Genomic DNA, 21590 nt, shown 5'->3' on the forward strand with positions numbered 1-21590 from the left:
TTACCATAAAAAGGGGCGAATCAGCAGTTAGTTCTTATCTTTTCGCCCCTCCTTTCTTTTTAGGTTTACTTTTTGAAATTAAATTTCTTCTTTTTTAATCAATTCTGTACGAATCTCTTGTGGAGCCAATAGTCTTGAATGAACTGAATATGGTCGCTCAAGTAAGTCAAGAATAGTTTGTTGGTGTTCTGATATGCGCACATTTTCTTGACTCATATTGTAGTAACGGAGGACATAGCCTTCTTCATTTTCAGCTACCTTAAAGGCTGTTGGACAGATTTGCGGCATGCTGAGAACAGAATGGCTCAAGAGGCTACCAGTCGTAGCCACGCTTCCTTCTTGTTTAGCAAGCTGAAGGCTGGTAAATGGTGTCTGCAAGGCTTTAGCGCGACGATAGGCTGAAAAGCGTTCTTGGGCTTGGTGGCATTCGAGAGCAAACTCGACTTCAAACTCACGCAAGCATTGTGCTTCTGGTGTTGGGAAGTAGCCCCAGTCACCTAGCTCACCTGATGCACGCAAAATAGTCACTGCAATGGTGTCGTCTCCAAGGATTTCGTATTCATTCAATCCCTTGTTGGATACAGTCACACCTTTTTCATCGTCATACAGACTAACAAAGGCTTGTTGGTGTTGAGGATTTTCAGGATTTTCCCATGAAGCCGCTGGTTTGTTTGGTCGTGTCACCACCTCATAGATGCTTTCAGAATCATTGCTTGGACGCGTGTTATGAGTCTTGACCAAGAGACGGATACGGTGGTCTTTGGCAGTGTTAGTAAAGCGAGTCTTAAAGCGGATTTGTGGATTGTCAACAAAGACAGTCAACTCAGTTTCAAGAGGAATGCTTGTCAATTCTTCTGAACGTCCCGCCTCACGCTTCATAAACTCGATGATACCTTTTTGCTCTTCTTCTAGCTTTTCATCGGCACTGACAGGCACGGTCAATTCATGTTTAAGCAAAATCTTAGCATAGCGAGCTGTGTTTTCCAAGACCTCGTAGCCCTTAAGCTCTGCATAGATTGGCTCTGTTCCTTTTGGTTGGAAATAGATATACTCGTTTCCGATGTCACCACGGTCTTCGAAGCGGATAAAGTCTTCATAGGCTTCGTGAGTTGTCTTATCATAGACTGTGATGTTGTCATCCACACTCACCGTTACAAATGGCGTATCAATCACTCCGTTTTGGTAAATACCGTCGCGGTGTTCTTGCTCTCCTTCCAGCAATTGGAAGGTTGTCCAAGAAAGTGGCGCTAGGTGAACTGGAATGGTCACGCGCACTTGGCGAGCGATACGAGCTTGGCGGAACTTGTCTTTTGGTAAATCGTACTCAAAATTAGCTCCGAGGTCTTCGATTTTAGCCTCTACAGGACGCCCATCCAAGTCCTCCACACGGTAGCTTGGCAAGGTAAGAGCAGCCATCTTCTTGTATCCCTCTGTTGGGTGCAATTCCTTGAAATCACAAGTCGCCACATCAATCACTGTGCTAACAGTATCGACCTTATCATGCAAACCTGTGTTAATGACAGTAAAGAGATAATCACTTTGAGCTTCGTGAGTTGCAATTTTGCCCTTCCACTCGTTGAGAAGATTGGTCTTAACAAAGGTTCCGACTTGGTTAACCTTGGCAAAACGAGTTTCCATCTCACGGTGAACTTCGTCCACGCTACAGCCACAGATGCTATCATGCGGCGCATTCTGCAAAAGAGTTTTCCAAGCATAGGTCAACTGATCCTTGTGGTTGTGGCCCCCAGTGATAATCGTCAAGGGTTCTACAACTTGCTCTAGGAGGTTGCTATTTTCTTGGAAGGCTTGTTTGAGGTAAATGCGGGATGAAGAAGTATTAGCAAGTGTGTACCAGCCATCTGTTTCCTGACTGGTCAACTCACCTGTAACCGTTGATAAGTGTTCAGGAAGGGCACCTTCCACGGCTTGAACATATTCATCAAAAGAACTGTGAACAAAGGTTACATCTGGGAAGAGTTCATTTGCTACACGAATGGCTTCACTCAGATTTTTCTGCACAGGCTGGTGGTCACATCCGTTCATCATCAACCATTGGTTGGTCGAAGCATAGGCACGCACGTCTGCCAGTTTTTGTTTCCAGAAGGTCAAGGCCTCTTCTTTATCAACTGGGATTTCATTCCCGTTACTGTACCAGTTGGCAAAGAGGATACCGAGGACACGACTTCCGTCCGCACCCTGCCAGTACATTTCTGAAAACTGGGAAGTAAACTGCTCATCTTCGAGGACTTGGTTGTCAAATCCAATCGGCTTCACACCACGACCAAAAGCTGCCACGTGAATGCCTGATTTTTGAAGGATTTGAGGCGCTTGCCCCATATTTCCAAAGGTATCTGGGAAGTAACCAATTTGAGTAGATTTGCCCCATTTGGCAGCTTCTTGCTGACCAATAAGAGTATTGCGGACATTGGCTTCACTTGAAATCAAATAATCATCCTGCAAGATGTAAAAGGGACCAATCTTCAATTTTCCTTCGTCAATGTAGCGTTGGACTTTGTCTCGATTTTCAGGGCGAATCTCCAAGTAGTCATCAAGGACAATGGTTTGACCATCCAAGTGAAAGCTCTTGAACTCAGGGTCATTTTCAAAGAGATCAAAGAGATTGTCAAACAATTCCACCAACTGCATACGGTGGCTTTCAAAAGGCAAGTACCACTCACGATCCCAGTGACTATGTGAGATAATATGTACAACAACATTTTCCATGAAGTAAAACCTCATTCTAAATTAAATTTTTAATGTTTTAAATGTAAATTTGTGATTCTAACAAGAATCAGTTGCGCTAAAGCATGTTCCCTAGCGAATATCCAAGTAATCCAAGACCAATTCACAGAACATCATGTTGGCCCAAGAGAACCATTCACGAGAGTAGAGAGTTGGGTCATCTACGTGGAAGCTTTCGTGCATGACACCTGTACCACCATCGCAAGCAACCAGCTGATCCAGCAAGAATTTTTTCTCTGCCTTATCTCTTGTTGTCAATCCTTGGATAGAAAGGGCGATTGGCCAGATATAGCGATAGAAGGTATGAGAACTTCCGAGACCGCTAGCGTATTCTCCTTGGTAGAAGTATGGATTTTCAGAGCTCAGAATGGTACGGCGAGTGGCTTGATACACTTCATCATCGATCGAACAGTAGCCCAGATAGGGCGCAGCTAGTAGACTTGGTACATTTGGATCATCCATGATGCTGGCATTTCCTAGGCCATCTACTTCAAAAGCGTAAATCTTTTCGCCCTTGCTGTTGGTGGTGTAAGCGTAGTTTTCGATTCCTTCTTGGATTTCATCCTGAAGACGCTTGGCATCAGCAATAACACTCTGGCTATCAGCTAGGTCTAATTCGACAAAGATTTCTTGCACATAACCCAAGACTACTACAGCAAACATATTTGACGGAATCAAGTAACTATACTGACAGCAGTCATCGCTCGGACGAAAGGCTGACCAAGTCATACCTGTCACTGCAAAATCAGGTCCAAAGCCATCATTTACCAAGGTGTCTTCCTTACGGTCCGTATCTCGGACAAAACGATAAGGAGAGTTTCTATGGTCTTGTTCTACCGTCCAAAGATGGAGAATTTCCTTAGTCGCTGCGACAAAAGTCTCATCAAACTGACTGGTCTCGTCAGTCTCTTTCCAGAGGAGATAGGCCAACTGCAAAGGATAGCAAAGCGAGTCCACCTCATACTTGCGTTCCCAAATCCAGCCATTAAGGTCGGTGTGGTCGGTCTCGTGGTGCCCCTTCCAGTTTTCCTCAATGTTGAAGGAATTGGCATAAGGATCCTTGAGCACCAAGGTCATCTGACGTTTGACTAAACCTGCAATGGTCTGACGCAGGAGGACATCTCTTTTAGCCACATGCAGGTAGGGTCTGAGTTGGGCTGTCGAATCCCGAAGCCACATTGCAGGAATATCCCCTGTCAAGACAAAAGTGGAACCATCTTCTAGGATTTCAACCGTATTGTCCAAGGTGTCTGTATAGCAACGCTCGAAAACATCCACCCACTCTGGATGGTCCTTAGCTCGCTCTGCCACTTCATCTAGCCATTCTCTAACAATTTCTTTTGAATAAATCATCGTGCAGTATCCTCTTTCAAACAAGTTTCATTTTCAGTATATAGCTTTTGAGACAGAAAATACATACACAAATGATAGTCATTTTTCTACAAAATAGTTATCTTTGAAACTCCTTTTCTAAAGGCCCCATTTTTCTGATATAATGTAGAAAAACAGCTAAAGGAAAGACTATGAAACCACTACTTGAAACCATCGATACCCGCTTTGGAACTGCCAGCAAGCATGCCTTTTCTCGGGGAAATACCCTGCCATACACAGGCGTGCCTTTTGGGATGAATTACTTTGTACCCCAGACCAGTGACCAGGAGGGCTCTTGGTTTTTTGATCCACATCTGCCTATCTTTCAGGGGATTCGATTAACCCACCAGCCCAGTCCTTGGATTGGGGACTACTCTTGGCTCCTTCTGACACCTGTCACAGGTAAACTGGGTGGAGACAGCCTCTTCCATCGTCAGTCTTCTTATAACATAGATAAGGTCTCTTTCAAACCTCATTATCTGAAGATTTTCTCCCTGCGCTATCAGATCGAAACCCAGCTCACACCGACTTGCTACGGTGCTTCTATTCGTTTGGAGCAAAAGCAAGGCAAAGCCCTCTCCCTCTATCTTCACGCAGCAGATGAACTGACAGTAGAACAAGTAGATAAGCGAACTCTGGCCTTGAGACAAGAAGGAAAAACTGAGACTAACAAAAATCCGCTAAAACTATTCACTGCCCTGCAAATGAATACGGATATTCTTGCTGTCAGCCAAGAAGGGGGAGACTGGCGAATTGACCTGGAAGATAGCCATGCAGAGATTCAACTAGGCACTTCTTTCATCTCCCCTTCTCAAGCACTGCTTAATCTACCTCAAAAGGACTTTGATAGCTGTAAAGAAAATGCACAAGCGAACTGGGAAAATCTCCTCCATCGTTTTGACGTTATCGAGACAGGAGAGGCTGACCGAACCTTCTTTGATCACTGTCTCTACAGACTCTTCCTATTTCCTCAAACTTTTTATGAGATTGATGAATCAGGGCAAGCCATTCACATGGATCTGGCTACTGGAACTATCAAGCTCGGTGTCCTCTTTAGCAACAATGGTTTCTGGGATACCTTCCGCACCACCTTCCCCCTCTTTGCCCTTATCATACCGGAACACTACCACCGCTTTTTAGAAGGTTTTCTCAATAGCTACCGCGATACTGGATTCCTTCCAAAGTGGCTAGCCCCAGATGAACGGGGTATGATGCCAGGTACACTTTTAGACGGTATTATCGCCGATAGCGCCTGCAAGGACATGGCTCCCGACTTGGAAGAAGAATTCCTTCAAGCCATGCTTGAAACAGCCAGCAGGGCCGATCCTCACGGCATCAATGGTCGTCACGGACTAGCCCAATACCAAGAACTAGGCTACCTCTCTACCGACCACCACGAAAGTGTCAGTCATACCCTTGACTATGCCTATAGTGATTTTTGTATCGCCAGCTGTGCTAAAAAACTTGGTCAGAATGACATCGCGGAAACCTATAGGACTGCTTCACAAAATTACCGCCATCTATTTGATGCTGGGACAGGTTACATGCGAGCGCGAGACAATCGAGGCAACTTCCGCCCTGACTTCTCTCCTTATAGTTGGGGGCGAGACTATGCCGAATGCTCTGCCATTCAAGCGACTTTAGGCGTCCTACACAACATCCCAGGTTTGATCCAACTTATGGGTGGAAAAGAAGCCTTTAGCAACTATCTTTTGAAAGCCTGTCAAGATGCTCCCCTCTTTGAGACGACTGGCTATGGTTACGAGATTCACGAAATGAGCGAAATGGCTACTGCTCCTTTTGGACAACTCGCTATTTCCAACCAGCCTAGTTTCCACATTCCTTATCTCTTCCGCTACAGCAACTACCCTGACTACACTGCCCTTCTCATCAAGACGCTCCGTCAGAAAGCCTTTCACCCAAGCTGGCAAGCCTATCCTGGCGATGAAGATAACGGCAGTCTCTCTGCTTGGTACATCTGGTCAGCTCTCGGATTTTATCCGACCTGTCCAGGAAAACCAAGCTATGATCTCGGAATCCCTCTCTTTGACCACCTCCGAGTCTACCTGGCTAAAGAAGATAAATGGCTAGATATTCATACTGAGCAAAACCACAGCCACTTCAACTTTGTCAAAGAATGCCGACTGGACAAAAAACTAGTATCAACTATTCAACACCAAGACCTCCTAAAAGCTGAGCAGTTAACCTTCACCCTCAGCTGGTTACCAAGTCAGCCGTCCACTTCCTGAAATACAAAAATCTCCTAGCAGACTTTCCTGCTAGGAGATTTTCTTATGAGAGGTACTTGTTTAATACTCAATGAAAATCAAAGAGCAAACTAGGAAGCTAGCCGTAGACTGTACTTGAGTACGGCAAGGCGAAGCTAACGCGGTTTGAATTTGATTTTCGAAGAGTTTAAGCTTTGAAAATCGGATTTATTATTCGATAAGTATCAAACAATCTACCAATTAAGCTTCTTCGTCTTCTTTACGACGACGGCCTGCAAGACCAAGACCAAGTAATGCACTTGCGGCAGCTGCGACCATAGCTACAGTAGAATCTGCTGTACCTGTATTTGGCAATTCTTTAGCTGCTTTACGCGCGTTTGTTGCTGCTTCTTGGCTAGCATTAGCTGCTGCTTGAGTAGTAGCTGGAGCTACATCTGGTGTTTGAGCAGCTTGGTCCTTAGCTGGGCTTGTAGGGTCAGTTGATGGAGCAACTTTCGCCATGAAGTCTTCGATACGTTTCACCATTGCATCCACTTCTGCTTGACTTGCGTCTGCATTAGCAAATACTTTCTTAGCGTCTGCTAATAAGTCAGTCGCTTCTTTTGCAGTTTCTGCATCAAGCTTAGCTGATTCTTGGATGAACAATTCATCTAATTGATGGATAGCACCTTCCAACTTCGCTTTATCTGCTTTTGCGTCAGTGTTAGTAGCTCCGTTATTACCAGAAGTTCCGTTACCGTTACCACTGTTATTGCCTCCACCATTTGATGGTACATATGGACGTTGTTTGAATGCGTCATCTCTTGGAATTGCTAATACTTGACCTTCTTTTGTAACGATTGTTACATTTCCATCTTTGTCAATTTTAACAGCTGCTTCTGTCTTACCATCTTTTTCGACTGTTGCTGTTGCGTTACCATCTTTATCAATCGTAATTTTCACTTTACCATCTTTAGATGTGTAAACTGTATTACCATTATCGTCTGTTTCTTTCAAGAAGGCATCAAGATCAAATTCTGGAACGTCTGTAATAGCACCTAGAACTTTGAATTGGAATTTCGCTTTTTCTTCTGGAGTAATATTAGCAAGGTCTGCTACCGTTACTTTACTCAAGTCGAAATCAAGATTATTACCACCGTTTTTAGCTTTCGCTTCTTCTGCATTCTTCACTAGTTGTTCTTTAGAAATTGTTGCTGTAGAACCGTCTGGCATTGTTACTGTTGCATTTCCTTTGTCGTCTACTGCTACAGTTGCACCTGGGTTTACTGCTTTAACTTTAGCTGCAATTGCATCTTTCTCATCTTGTGTTAATGAGTCTGGATTTGCTACTACAGTCTTATCTGCTGGTTTAGCTGCGTTATTTCCTGCGTTTGGCTCTTTAGCTTGTGCTGCTGACTTAGTTAAGTCTGTTGCTGGAATTACTGCTGTTTTTCCATTTGGAAGTGTCACTGTTGCGTTTCCTTTATCGTCTACTACTACAGTTGTTCCTTCTGGGTTTACTGCTTTAACTTTAGCTGCAATTGCATCTTTCTCATCTTGTGTTAATGATTCTGGATTTGCTACTACAGTCTTATCTGCTGGTGTACTTACGTCGTTTCCTGCGTTTGGCTCTTTAGCTTGTGTTTCTGTCTTAGTTAAGTCTGAGGCTGGGATTACAACTGGTTTACCGTCTTTAGGTGTTACTGTTGCATTTCCTTTGTCATCAACTACAACTTTTGCATCTGGGTTTAATGCTGTAAGCTTATCTGTGATAGCTTGTTTTTCTTCATCAGTAAGTTTAGCTGGATCTTTTACTGCAGTCTTATCTGCTGGTTTAACTACATCGTTTCCTGCGTTTGGCTTAGCTGCGTCTGCTTTTGATTTAGTTAAGTCTGTCGCTGGAATTACCGCTGTCTTACCTTCTGGTGTTGTTACTGTTGCGTTTCCTTTATCGTCCACTACTACAGTTGAACCTGGATTTACTGCTTTAACTTTGTCTTCGATTGCTTTTTTCTCTTCTGGAGTTAGAGCATTCGGATTTGCTACTACAGTTTTATCTGCTGGTGTGCTTACGTCGTTTCCTGCGTTTGGTTTAGTTGCATCTTCTGCACTCTTAGTTAAGTCCGCCGGTGGAATTACTACTACTTTACCATCTTTAGTTACTGTTGCGTTTCCTTTGTCGTCTACTACAACTTCTGCACCTGGATTTACTTCTTTAACTTTAGCTACGATTGCATCTTTCTCTTCTTGTGTTAATGATTCTGGATTTGCTACTACAGTTTTATCTGCTGGTTTAACGATGTCGTTTCCTGCGTTTGGCTTAGTTGCATCTTCTGGTGATTTAGTTAAGTCTGATGCTGGGATTACAACTGGTTTACCATCTTTAGTTGTTACTGTTGCATTTCCTTTTTCATCTACTACTACAGTTGCATCTGGATTTACTGCTTTAACTTTAGCTACGATTGCATCTTTCTCTTCTTGTGTTAATGATTCTGGATTTGCTACTACAGTCTTATCTGCTGGTTTAACTACGTCATTTCCTGCGTTTGGCTCTTTAGCTGAATCTGCTGTCTTAGTTAAGTCTGCCGCTGGAATTACTGCTACTTTACCATCTTTAGTTACTGTTGCGTTTCCTTTGTCGTCCACTACAACTTCAGCACCTGGATTTACTGCTTTAACTTTATCTTCGATTGCTTTTTTCTCTTCTGGAGTTAGAGCATTCGGATTTGCTACTACAGTCTTATCTGCTGGAGTGTTTACATCGTTTCCTGCATTTGGCTTAGCTGCCTCTTCTGCTGTTTTCACTAAATCTTTTGCTGGGATAACCACTGCCTTACCATCTTTAGTTACTGTTGCGTTTCCTTTGTCGTCTACTACAACTTCAGCACCTGGATTTACTGCTTTAACTTTAGCTGCGATTGCATCTTGCTCTTCTTTTGTTAATGATTCTGGATTTTCTACAACTGTCTTATCTGCCGGTTTAACTACGTCGTTTCCTGCGTTTGGTTCTTTAGCTGAATCTGCTGTCTTAGTTAATGCCGCCGCTGGAATTACCGCTGTCTTACCATCTGTCGTTGTTACTGTTGCATTTCCTTTGTCGTCTACCGCTATAGTAGCTCCTGGATTTACTTCTGCTACTTTAGCTGCGATTGCATCTTGCTCTTCTTTTGTTAATGGTTTAGAAGAATCAACCGCTACTTTATCAGCTGGTGTGTTGATATTGTTTCCTGCATTTGGTTTAGCCGTCTCTTCTTTAGTTTTCACTAAGTCAGCCGCTGGAATTGTTGCAACTTCTCCATCTTTAGTTGTTACTGTTGCATTCCCTTTATCGTCAAATACCACATTAGCTTCTGGATTTACCGCTTTGATTGCCTCTGTAATCTTAGCTTTATCTTCGTCTGATAAATGATCTGGATCTGTTACAACTACTTTATCAGCTGGTGTGTTTACTTTGTTTCCTGCATTTGGTTGTTTAGCTTCTTCTTGACTTGTTACTAAATCTGCCGCTGGAATTGTTGCTGTTTCCGTATTACCATCTTTATCTTCTATAGTTACCGTTGCATTTCCTTTATCATCTACGAATATCGCTTTTGCATCTGGATTAACTTCTTTAATCTTAGCTTCAATCGCTTTTTTCTCTTCTTGAGATAATGGTTTAGTTGGATCTGCTACTACTACTTTGTCAGCTGGTTTGTTAATGTTATTTCCAGCTTTTGCATTTTTAGCTTCTTCTGCTGTTTTCACTAAATCTTTTGCTGGAATTACAAAACTTCTACCATCTTCTGTAGTTATCGTTGTATTTCCTTTGTCATCCACTACTACAGTTGCTCCTGGGTTAACTTCCTCAACAGCTTTCTTAATAGCGTCTTTATCCACGTTAGCTGGATCTGTTACTAATACTTTGTCAACAGGTTTCTTAATTAAATCTTGTTTCTCAGGTTTTAATAGATCTGCTTTTGGTTTCGCTAAGGCTTCTACAGGAATTGTTGCGATGTCTCCATTTGCATTCTTAACAGTCGCATTTCCTTTTGCGTCAAATACTACTGTTGCTCCTGGGTTAACTTCTAAGATGTTTTTCTCAATTTCTTGAATATCTTCCGCTGTTAATTTATCTCTATCTTTCACTAACACTCTGTCTGCTGGTGAATTGATTTTATTTCCTGCATTCACTTTATCTTTATCAGCGTCAGTCTTCGTTAAATCAGCTACTGGAATTGTTGCAGTTTTACCTTCTGGTGTTGTTACTGTCGCATTTCCTTTGTCATCTACGAATACTGTTGCTCCTGGATTTATACGTTGAACTTTAGCAGCGATTTTCGCTTTAACATCATCCGTAATTTGTCCATCTTTAACAAACACTCGATCTGCTGGTTTGTTGATAAGGTTACCTGCTTTTGCATCGCTTAATACTTCATCATTAGTTTTCACTAAATCATCCGCTGCGATTACAGCTGTCTTACCATCTTTAGTTGTTACTGTCGCATTTCCTTTTTCATCAACTACTACAGTTGCATCTGGGTTAACTTCTTGAACTTTAGCTTTAATAGCATCTAAATCTGCTTTAGTTAAGGCATCTTTATCAGCAACTACTGTTTGATCGATAGGTTCTTAATCGCATCTTGTTTAGCTGCATTTTCTAAGTCTTCTTTAGCATTTGATTTCACTAAATCTGAAACTGGGATTGTTGCTGTATCCTTAGTTCCATCTGGATTTGTTACAGTTACTGTTGCATTTCCTTTGTCGTCTACTACTACTGTTGCTCCTGGATTTACTGATTCTACAGCTTTTTGAATAGCATCTTTAACATCTTTTGGTAATGTTGCTTTTGGATCATTCAATACCGCTGGATCTACAAGTGCTTTTTCTGCTGGAGTGTTTACTTTGTTTCCTGCTGATGGAGTATCTTTAGCTGCTGGATCTTTTAGTAAGTCTTCAACTGGGATTGTTGCTGTCTTACCGTCTGGAGTTGTTACTGTTGCGTTTCCTTTATCGTCAACGAATACAGTTGCACCTGGATTTACTGATTCTACAGCTGCTTTAATTTTAGCTGCAACTTCATCTTTCTTAGGTCCAACTAAATCTGCCGCCGCTGCCGCTACTTTATCCGCTGGCTTGTTGATGTTGTTTCCTGCTTTTGCACCATCAACTTCTTGTGGAGATTTCACTAAGTCTTCTTTGGCGATTACTTCAGTTTTACCGTCTGGAGTTGTTACTGTTGCATTTCCTTCGTTATCTACTACGATAGTTGTCTGTGGATCTCTATTTACTTTAGCGATTTCTGCTTTGATTGCATCTTTTTCAGCTTGAGTTAATTTACCTGCTTTCTTAACAACTGTTTTGTCCGCTGGTTTGTTAACTTCATCTTGCTTGTCTGGCTTAGTTAAGTCAGCTGCATCTTTTGCTAAATCAGATGCTGGAATTGTTGCTACAGCTCCGTCTTTCGTTGTTACTGTTGCGTTTCCTTCTGTATCAAACGCTACTGTTGCGCCTGGGTTAACTTTAAGGATTTCCGCTTTGATTTTCTCTTCATCAGCCGCTTTGTTATCTGGGCTTGTTACAACTACTTTCGTTGCTGGAGTGTTTACTTTGTTTCCTGCATTTACTTCATCTTTAGCTGCTGGATCTTTTACTAAGTCTTCAACTGGAATTGTCGCTGTTTTACCATCTGGAGTAGATACAGTTGCATTTCCTTTGTCGTCTACGAATACTTTAGCATCTGGGTTTACTGATTCTACTTTAGCTTTGATTGCTTTGATGTCTTCAGGAGTTAACGCATCTTTGTTCGCAGATACTTTATCAGCTGGTTTGTTAACGTTGTTTCCTGCTTTTGCATCTTTAGCTTCTTCTGGAGATTTCACTAAGTCAGATGCTGGAATTGTTGCTGTTTTTCCGTCTGGTGTAACTACTGTTGCATTTCCTTTGTCGTCTACTACTACTGTTGCATCTGGGTTTACTGCTTCTACTTTAGCCTTGATTGCTTTAATATCTTCAGGAGTTAACGCATCTTTATTAGCAACTACTTTGTCTGCTGGTTTGTTGATGTTGTTTCCTGCTTTAGCAGTTTCTTTGTCAGCTTCTTTCTTCACTAAGTCAGCTTTTGGAATAACTACAGTTTTACCGTCTTTAGTTGTTACTGTTACGTTTCCTTTATCATCAACTACTACAGTTGAACCTGGATTTACTGCTGCTACAGCTGCTTTAATAGCATCTTTAGCCGTTTGAGGTAATGTTGCATCTGAATTATCTACTAGTACCGGATCAACTACCACTTTATCTGCTGGTTTGTTTACAGCATCTTGTTTAGCTGGGTCAGCTAAGTCAGCTTTAGCTTTTACTAAATCAGCCGCTGGAATTGTTGCAGTTTTCGGTTGTTCACCTGGTGCTGCTGGTGTTGTTACTGTTGCATTTCCATTAGCATCAAATACTACGTCAGCACCTGGGTTTACAGCTTGGATTTTGGCTTTAATAGCTTTTTTATCATCTTCTGTTAATGCAGTTGGGTTTTCTACCACTACTCTATCCGCTGGAGTGTTTACTTGGTTTCCACCAGTTACATTATCTTTGTCAGCTGGAGTTTTCACTAATTCGCTTACTGGAATTGTTGCTGTTTTTTGTTCTACACCTGGTGCTGCTGGTGTTGTTACTGTTGCGTTTCCTTTTTCATCAACTACTACTGTTGCACCTGGATTTACTGCTTGAATTTTAGCTTTAATAGCGTCTGTAACTTCTTGTGGTAATGGTGCATCTGTACTGTCCACCACTACTCTATCAGCTGGAGTGTTTACTTGGTTTCCACCGTTAACATTCTCTTTATCCGCATCTGATTTGACTAAATCTGCCACTGGAATTGTCGCAGTTTTACCATCTTTAGTTGTTACAGTCGCATTTCCGTTGTCATCCACTACTACTGTAGCATCTGGGTTCACTGCTTCAACTGCTGCTTTAATTCTAGCAAGTTCAGGGTCTGTTAATTGCTTACTGTTATCAACACGTACTCTGTCAGCTGGGTTGTTGATGTTGTTACCAGCTTTGGCAGTTGATGTTTCATTAGGTTTTTTAATTAAATCATCTGCGTCAATAACTGCTGTTTTACCTGCTGGTGTTGTTACAACTGCATTTCCTTGGTCGTCAACTACTACAACTGCACCTGGGTTTACAGCTTCAACTTTTGCTTTAATTTCAGCTTTTACTTGATCAAGTTTTTCTTTATTTGCCTCACCTTGTAATGCTGCAATATCTTCTACAACTGTTTGAGCATTCGGTTTGTTGATGTCATCTCCACCGTTTGCTTTCTTAGCGTCTTCTTCTGTCTTGAATAAGTCACCTGCTGGAATTGTCGCAATTGTTCCGTCTTTAAGAACTACTGTTGCATTTCCTTCAGCGTCATATTTAACAGCTTTAACTTTTTCGTCGCCACCATTTAATTTTTTCAGTTTTGCAGTTGCTTCAGCTTGTGCTGCCGGGTCTGTCGCTAGTCCAACTTTTTTATCTGCTGGCTTACGAACACCTGCATTACCTGAATCAGGATTTGCTGCATCAGCTAAAGTACGCACCAATTCTTTGGCTGTAAATCCTGCTGTATTTCCTTCTGGTGTTGAAACCGTTACTGTACCATTGTCATCAATTGTCACAACAGCATTAGGGTTTACTTCACGAACAGCCTTTTTGATATTTTCTTTATCTGCATCTGTCAAACTTTCAGGATTTGCAACAATCACTTTATCCGTTGGACGGTTGATGTCGTTACCACCGCCTGCAGTATCTAAAGCATTTACATCTTTTGTTAAGTCTGTTTGTTTTAATGTTTCAGGTGCTTGCTTCCCTGGTAAGGTTACTTCAGCACTTCCATCATCCTTAACAACTACCGTCGTTCCAGGAGGGTTTACTGCTTTAATAGCATCTTCTAGTTTTTTCCGTTCATCCTCATTTAAGGCTGTTGGATTTTCAGCAATTACCTTGTTCGCTGGTAAACGAGCAGAGTTGATGGCTTTAATCGCTGCTTCTGCTGATTTCTTAGCGTTATCAACATCGGCATTTTTCTTAGCACCATCGATTGCCTCTTCCGAAGCTTTCTTAACAGCATCTACCTCAGCTTGAAGTTTTGCTCTAGCTTCTTCAGTCAAGGCTGCGTCTTGAGCAATTTCTTGCTTTTTAGCAGCGGCTGTAGTTTCTACCGCTGTTTTAGCTGCTGGTTTTTTAGCAGCAGGTTTAGTAACACCCTCTACCTGTGTTTTTCCAGTATCGCCTGCTGTATCGATTTTACCTTGCTCTTGTGTAGCTGCTTCAGGCGTTTCTGCATTATCATTTTTATCCTTAATTTCAGCTTTCTTAGCATCAGCAAGTTTTTTAGCTTCTGCCTTCGCTTCTGCCTTTTCTTCCTCTGTTAGGTCAGTGCGGGCATCCATTTCTGCTTCTTTAGCTTTTAAAGCTTCATCGATTTTGTCTAATGCTGCTTGTTTACCGATTGGGTTGATTTTAGCAACTTCTTTGGTTCCTTCAGCTTGTTTATCGTTTACAATAGTTTGAGCTGCTGTTGCCGCATCTGCTGTTGCTGCTGTTGCTGGTTGTTTTTCGATTTCATCAAGGGCTGCTGCCTTGTCTTCAGCATCTTTTTTAGCTTTTTCCTTCTCGGCTTGTGTTAAGCTATCATTGTTCTCAATAGCCTCCTTCTTAGCTTCCAAAGTCTTAGCGATTTCTTCTTTAGCTTTTTCTTTACCGATTGGATTTACTTTTGCTACAGCACCAGTACCTTCTTCTTTACCTGCAGTTACATCTGTTGCATTTGTAGCATCAGCGATTTTTTCTAATGCTGCTGCTTTATCTTTTTCTACATCAGCAATAGCTTTATCTTGCTCAGCTTTTGATAAGTTATCATTACCTTTAATAGCTGCAATTTTCGCATCTGCTTGGTTAGTTACTTCCTCGATTGCTGGTTGTTTATCTAATTTCACAACTTTATCGACAGGAATGGTGTCTTTAGAACCATCTTTATATGTTACTACTAAGTTTTCACCGTCTTGAACAAGGTCTTTTACAACCTTCTTAGCATTTTCTGCTTCGACTGCTTTTCCTTTTTTATCTTCTAAGTTCTTATCTTCATTTTTCTTAGAGTATTCTAATGGAAGATTTTCTTTAAGCTTAGCCAATTCAGCCTCTGGAATATGAGCGATATCTGTTACCACCGGTTTATCAGCATCAGCTAATTCTCTAATGTCATATTTTGCTGTTTGAGCTTTTAGTTTGATAGTGAATGAACCTGGGTCAGTTGCATATGAAGAACCTTTAGCAACATTATGGATTTCTTTACCATCTGTATCTGTCGCAGTTGCATAACGAGTTACAATTTTAAGTTCTTGATTTGCTTCTTTAGGGAATTTGCTCTCGGCAATTCCAGAGTTATCTTTTGAAATATTACCTTTAATTTTTACAATAGCAGGATTTTCTGCTGTTGCTACCGTTTCAGTAGAAATTTTTTCAACTGTTGTATTGTACTCATTATCTAAAACATCAGGATTAGATTCATCTTTAGCTGGCGAATCCTGATTCCCACCACGTTTAATTGTCGCAGATGCTATTTTCCCTGAATCATCTGTAAATTTAATAGGAATTTCAAAATCTTCGTTCGCATACACGTAAACATCTTTTTTACCGTCTACAGAGTAAGGAATTTTCACTTCTGGAGCATTGTTTGTACGTGCAAAATCAGTCAATGGTCTAGTATCTGTTGAACCATCTTTATAGGTTACAACTAGATTGTTATCAACTTTTTTAATGCTTGCGATACGGTCTGCTTGATTTTCTACAGCTTGACCTTTTTTATCAGCTAGACGAGCATCCATATTGTTTTTAGAGTACTCAATCTTAAGCTTTTCTTTGATTTTATTAAATTCTGCTTCAGTTACTTCCGATGCATCATCCACTGCTACTTTATCAGCTTCTGCTGGTGTTTGAATGTCGTATTTTTGAGTTTGAGGTTTAAGCATGACACGGAAAGCGTGGTCATTAGCTACTTCATTCCCGGAGGAACCGGTAAAGTCTGTTCCTTCAGTATCCGTAACTCGCACATAACGCCATCCTAAAGGTACCCCTGGAGGGTTTTCTCCTTTGGTTGCAGCCTCTAGCTTAGCTTGTGTAAATGACCCTTCTGGAGCTGGGGTACCTGAGTATGTGATAACCGCTGGCTTAGCTTCTGTGGCTGGTGTTTCAGAAGAAATAACATTAGCCGTATATCCATATTGGGTATTGATTTTATCAGTTTCTCCTGCTACAGGAGAGAAAGTTCTATTTCCTCCTTGTAGTAATGTGGCTCTTGAAATCTTATCCGCATCATCTTTGATTTTGATGTCGAATGAATTTTCTTCTGCTCCATAGACATAGATTTCTCTTTTAGCTGCATCAGAGTATGGAATCTCTACTGTTGGTTTTTCGTTTGTACGTGCCACACTTGCTAATGACGCTTCATCTGTTGAGTCATCATTATATGTCACTACTACTTTCTTATTTGCAGTATCAACATCGATACTTTTCACTACAGATGCTTGATTATCTAAATCTTGACCTTTTTTAGATTCTAGTCTAGCGTCTTGGCTAGTTGTAGAATATCCAAGCTTGATTTGGTCTTTAATTTTCTGAATATCAGTTTCTGTTAGATTGTTAATATCTGAAACAGCAATTTTATTAGCGTTATTTTCTGGTTGCTGGATGCTGTATTTGTATGTTTGAGATTTAACAACCATTTTGAAAAATCCAGCTGCCGCTGCATTTCCACCAGCTTCTATCTTACCGCCTGCTTCGTCATAAACTTGCAAATATCTGTCACCTAATACCGCATTTTGATTTTCTTGTTTAGTGTAAGCCGAAAGATCTTTAAACTTGTCATTTGGTTTTCCTGTTACACGTACTGTTACTGGACCTTGCGTTGGAGTTAAAACAGAGTGATACGTCCAACCCCAACCATCTGTTTCCTCTTGGTTAGGAGCCGAGCCTATAGATCGTCTATCTAAATACTGACCACTAGCCCCTTTAACAAAGGTTTTACTGATTTTCCCAGCAGTTGAATTTACAGAAATCTCAATATTTGTATCTTCTTCGTTATAAGCGTAGATTTCTTTTTTAGCATCATCCGAAAATTCTACAGTATAGCTAATATTCCCTTCAGTTCTTGTGTATGGTCTATGATTTTTATCAGTTGCTTCTGTACGGAAAGCATTCTCTTTATCAATCTCTTTCCCATTACGTGAATCATGAGATCCAGAGTTTTCGATTGCGTTAGATTCTGATTTTTTCTCAGTGTTTTCGGCTTTTTTACCTACAGTTGGTTGTCCGTTAGTAGTGTCTACTTTCGGAGCGTCTTTTGAATCTTTTGGTTTGTTTTTTAACCCTGAACTAACAAACGTCACTAGTTTCTGATAAGCCTTTGTCAATTCATCTTGACTAGTTGCAGAAGCGAGTGTAGACTCAGCAGAAGCCAATTCACCATTCAAAAGAGCAAGGCTCTCCTCTGTTTTATTAGCATACTTACCTGCAGAAAGTTTTGATTTAACTTCTGAAATGTAGTTTTCAAGTTGCTTTTTGTCCAAAGCTGGAGTTGTTACTTCTGGTGCTGCTGGTTTTGCTGGTTCTTCTACAACTGGTTGTGCTGCTGGAGTTGATGGGGCATCAGAAGCTGGTGCTACTACCGAAGCACTTTCTGCTTCTTGTGGTCCCTCATGTTCAGAGGCTAGCCCTGGAGCTGCTAGAGATGTCTCTTGTTTACTTAGCTCATTAGCTGATACAGCTCCATTCCCCAAGAACATGAACAGGGCAGCAACTGCTACACTGGCTGCTCCAAAACTATATTTACGGATTGAGTAACGTGTGACTTTTTCACGGCGCGAGCGTTCAACACGACTCATAGGCGATTTCTTCTCCACTTATTGTGTTCTCCTTAAAAATATTTTTTATGTCCATATCTACATGCAAAGATTCCTCGCCATGGACGAGGTTTTGCATGTGATACTTTACTTCTTCATTGTACATGATAAGTGATATATATGCAAACTAAATGCTCATCAAATTTACTTAAAAAAAAAAACATTTTCAGACAATTTTTACAATTCGTTCGTTTTTATAACCAAAATTATGAATTTTTTAACTTTAAAATCAGGAAAATGCTTTAGTTTTCTATATATTGTTATATTATCTTGAAAACTAAAATTCGGAAATGAATTTGGATAAAATCTTTTTATTTTGAAAAGCAGATAACTTTGATACCTAAAAGGAACTATTCTTGTTTTTTTGAACAAAATATTCGTAAAATAAATATACAAAAATTTTTAGGTTTTTTGGCTTTTTTTCTTCCAAAAAAGAGAACCTGTCAGTTAAATGTCTAGATTCTCTGATAGCTTTCTAGCAGAGCCCAACAGAACCAGACCCTATCTATCATATGCACTATTCTCTTAAAATTCAAAGGCAAAATACGCCAGAGTCGCCTCACCGTAGAAATATGACTGACTTCCACATCCTAATTACGACCTAAAAGTGTTAGCATTCTCTGGCTGGTCTGCCTGTTGCAACTAACAACTAAAGCTAAAATAAAACATGCTACCTCATTCTGGCAACATGTCATCTGTTCCTATTTACAGCAATGCCTCAAACTCAGCGACAGTCATGCCTAATTGCTGACTGGCAATCTCAGGTGTCAGAAGACCTTGACGAACTAGATTTGCTAACATAACAAAACCACCTTCCGCCCTAGCGGTTTCCAAGGCATAATCCTGAGCCAATAATGCTTGTTCTTCACGCCTGCGTTGTTCACTAAACATTTCCCTATCCTCCTCGGACCAGCTTTTATAGTCCAGCAGTTGGTCTGCTTGGCTGATGGCTCGCTCAGGTTGTTGGGTAAAGGGCTTATTACCAAAAAACTCCAACCAGGGCTTGCGAACCTCGTCTTTGCTGGTTTCTCTGTATTTTTTCAGTTCCAAGAACGCCATCTTGACTAGATGGTTTTCTTGACCATTGTTTGTGATAGTTAAGACCTCACCTGTCGTATCCTCTCGCATACTAAAGCTATGGAAAGCCAAGTCATCTGAGAAATAATTACTATCTACAATTGCGATAGCGTATACTGGTGCAATATGTTTATAGCTCTGGTGTGTGTCACCTTCTCGCTGGCGAATTTTTTCTAGGTTTTGATTGACCTGACTGCATAAGTAAGCCCACAGGCGATTGATGAAAAAATTCTGATGATGAACTTGAATTTCAATAATAACTTGCGTACCATTATCCAACTCCGCCAAAACATCAATACTTGTATAGAAATCCTGTGCCGAGTAGGGCAGGGAAGGCAAGACGTGAATATTGCTCCCCTCCAAAATGGTTACATTTTTGGCTGGTAAGTCCAACATATCGCGAATAAATTGACAAGTGATTTCTGGGTTGCTGAAAATTTTCTTAGCAACCAAGTCATTAGTTGGGCTGATGCCCGGATGTCTTAAAGTCATCCATTTCCTCCTTCTATTATACCATAGTTTTAAATCTAATTTTGCTAGATTCGATGGTTCTATCTATTTATTCGGAAAAGAAATGAATTGTGAAGATATTTTATCTCGTTTCAACTAAAATATGAGCTTGATCAACCAACTGTCCATTAACAGTCAGATTTAGATAGAAATCTAAGGTCTTATCAGCAGCAAAATACAGGGTTGGTAGATGTAAATCTTTTTTGCATTCCCCAGCTTGGAATTGAAGGACTTGAATTTCGTCCTGATAGGCGACACCATGGACACCTGTCCCCGGTTGAATCGAAATCTTAGCCTCCAAAGGAGTGTCACTTTCGCTACGTTCAATCCTAAAATGAAGAGCTTCTCCCTTTGTCACAGTTAAACTTTTTTCTGCAAATGCTAGTTCCTGAACAACTTCTTTTTTTGATAATCCAGGAGTTTTATAGAGGGAAATCTTGGTCAATACAGGCATAGATTGTGCCTCTGTAATTATCACGCGCACCTTCTGTGCCTCTACTAGCGGACCTCGCAAGAGACGCTTATGACCAACGGTAAAGCCCATGCCAAATTCTTGCCAGACACCATCCACCTCTACTTGCACATGAAAAGCAGCGATTCGTTGACCCAGCTTCAAATCTTCTCTTAACTCAAGCACATCGAAAGTTTTAGGCGCCCCTAAGTCTAGTTCTAGCTGGATGGGCAAGTCTGCAGCGCTTGCCCAAGAGCTAGTTTCAAGGCCGTCTGTCAAATGGCGACAAGCAAAGTCTGCGGAAAGAGCAGGACCAGATACCTCAGCTCCCAGAGCCAAATCTTCTTTATAGAGCTCATTGCGATAGGCCGCAAATTCATAGAGGCGTTCAATATCCTTTGCATCAAAGAGCCCATCTTTATTCGGCGGAATATTAAGCAAGAGTGGAGTTCCCCGACCCACCGAGTGAAAGTAGATTTCGATCAACTCCTCAAGTGACTTAGGATCCTGATCCTCATGGTAAAACCAGCCTGGACGGATGGAAACATCTGCCTCTCCGATTGAAAAAATCATGCTCGAGGGATCTCCGTGCTGAAGATAGTCCAGCTCTGCTTCTGCTCCTAGTTTGTCAGGATTCACCTTTTGCCACAGTGGATCACCTGCATACCCTCGTTCATTGCCAATCCAGCGGATACTAGTGCCTTCTGTTGAAAAAATCAAGCAATCGCCCTGCAGTTCACGAATGGTTTCAAACCATTTTTCAAATTCATAATTAACCTTTTGAGCCCCCTCTCCTCTGGCACCATCCATCCAGACCTCAGCAAATTTCCCTCCATTTCCATAGGCAGGATTTGATAAAATCTCCTTCAGCTGTGCCAGATAATAGGCATTATAGTCCGCTTCTCGGTCCACATGATAGAGGGGACTATGGGCATCCCAGGGTGATAGGTAGACCCCCATATCCATATCAAACTCTGTGGCAGCTTGGGATACTTCAAGGAGCAAGTCTCCCTCTCCACTCCTCCAAGGACTGCTCTTGACCGAATAATCTGTATGAGCCGTCGGATAGAGGACAAAGCCATCATGGTGCTTGACCACCAAAATCAACTTTTTGAAGCCCGTTTCCTTGAGTACGCGAACCCACTCACGCGCGTCTAACTTTGTCGAGTTAAAGCGTTCAGGTTTCTCCTGACCTGTCCCCCATTCCTGATCATAAAAGGTATTGAGGCCAAAATGGATAAAGGCTGCTAGTTCATCCTCTAAATAAGCTAGCTGGGCCTGACTAGGCAAAGGGCCATGCGGTTTTATTTCTCTTACCAT

General features: G+C 41.4%; 7 protein-coding genes and 1 pseudogene. 1 reads left to right on the forward strand and 7 read right to left on the reverse strand.

Translation table 11 applies throughout. From position 1 onward, the window contains the following. Nucleotides 1–78 precede the first annotated feature (78 nt). Nucleotides 79–2724 carry an alpha-mannosidase gene (locus ACLV7Q_RS09860; protein WP_218757996.1) on the reverse strand — a complete coding sequence of 882 codons (2646 nt, stop codon included), beginning with the start codon at nt 2722–2724 and terminating at the stop codon, nt 79–81. A gap of 90 nt (nt 2725–2814) precedes the next feature. Beyond that, nucleotides 2815–4095: a glycoside hydrolase family 125 protein gene (locus ACLV7Q_RS09865; protein ID WP_218757997.1), complete on the reverse strand. Its 1281-nt coding sequence runs from the start codon at nt 4093–4095 to the stop codon at nt 2815–2817. A 170-nt stretch (nt 4096–4265) separates the two neighbouring features. On the opposite strand from ACLV7Q_RS09865, the gene ACLV7Q_RS09870 reads away from it, so the two are divergent. Further along, on the forward strand, nt 4266–6362 hold the full coding sequence (locus ACLV7Q_RS09870; RefSeq protein WP_218757998.1) for a GH92 family glycosyl hydrolase: 2097 nt from the start codon (nt 4266–4268) through the stop codon (nt 6360–6362). A 219-nt stretch (nt 6363–6581) separates the two neighbouring features. On the opposite strand, the gene ACLV7Q_RS09875 is transcribed toward ACLV7Q_RS09870, so the two are convergent. The 5 genes and pseudogenes from ACLV7Q_RS09875 to ACLV7Q_RS09895 all read right to left on the reverse strand — a co-directional run bounded on the left by ACLV7Q_RS09875 (nt 6582) and on the right by ACLV7Q_RS09895 (nt 21590). Next, complete coding sequence (locus ACLV7Q_RS09875; protein ID WP_411866011.1) at nt 6582–10748, reverse strand: LPXTG cell wall anchor domain-containing protein; 4167 nt, start codon at nt 10746–10748, stop codon at nt 6582–6584. 51 nt (nt 10749–10799) lie between these two features. Beyond that, nucleotides 10800–10922 (reverse strand): annotated as a pseudogene (locus ACLV7Q_RS09880) (hypothetical protein); the annotation flags it as partial. Further along, on the reverse strand, nt 10907–18232 hold the full coding sequence (locus tag ACLV7Q_RS09885) for a DUF1542 domain-containing protein (protein ID WP_218757999.1): 7326 nt from the start codon (nt 18230–18232) through the stop codon (nt 10907–10909). The gene ACLV7Q_RS09885 and the pseudogene ACLV7Q_RS09880, both read right to left, overlap by 16 nt. A gap of 705 nt (nt 18233–18937) precedes the next feature. Further along, nucleotides 18938–19801, reverse strand: a complete 864-nt coding sequence (locus tag ACLV7Q_RS09890; RefSeq protein ID WP_218758000.1) for an Rpn family recombination-promoting nuclease/putative transposase — start codon at nt 19799–19801, stop codon at nt 18938–18940. Nucleotides 19802–19901: 100 nt separating this feature from the next. Continuing rightward, nucleotides 19902–21590, reverse strand: a complete 1689-nt coding sequence (locus tag ACLV7Q_RS09895) for an alpha-L-fucosidase (RefSeq protein ID WP_218758001.1) — start codon at nt 21588–21590, stop codon at nt 19902–19904.

The organism is Streptococcus mitis, from assembly GCF_965111725.1.
Taxonomy (GTDB): Bacteria; Bacillota; Bacilli; order Lactobacillales; family Streptococcaceae; genus Streptococcus; species Streptococcus mitis_DV.

What these genes read in the sequence shown, in the direction of transcription:
- ACLV7Q_RS09860 (WP_218757996.1), bottom strand. Translation starts at nt 2,724, where the DNA reads ATGGAAAATGTTGTTGTACATATTATCTCACATAGTCACTGGGATCGT.
- ACLV7Q_RS09865 (WP_218757997.1), bottom strand. Translation starts at nt 4,095, where the DNA reads ATGATTTATTCAAAAGAAATTGTTAGAGAATGGCTAGATGAAGTGGCA.
- ACLV7Q_RS09895 (WP_218758001.1), bottom strand. Translation starts at nt 21,590, where the DNA reads ATGGTAAGAGAAATAAAACCGCATGGCCCTTTGCCTAGTCAGGCCCAG.
- ACLV7Q_RS09870 (WP_218757998.1), top strand. Translation starts at nt 4,266, where the DNA reads ATGAAACCACTACTTGAAACCATCGATACCCGCTTTGGAACTGCCAGC.
- ACLV7Q_RS09890 (WP_218758000.1), bottom strand. Translation starts at nt 19,801, where the DNA reads ATGACTTTAAGACATCCGGGCATCAGCCCAACTAATGACTTGGTTGCT.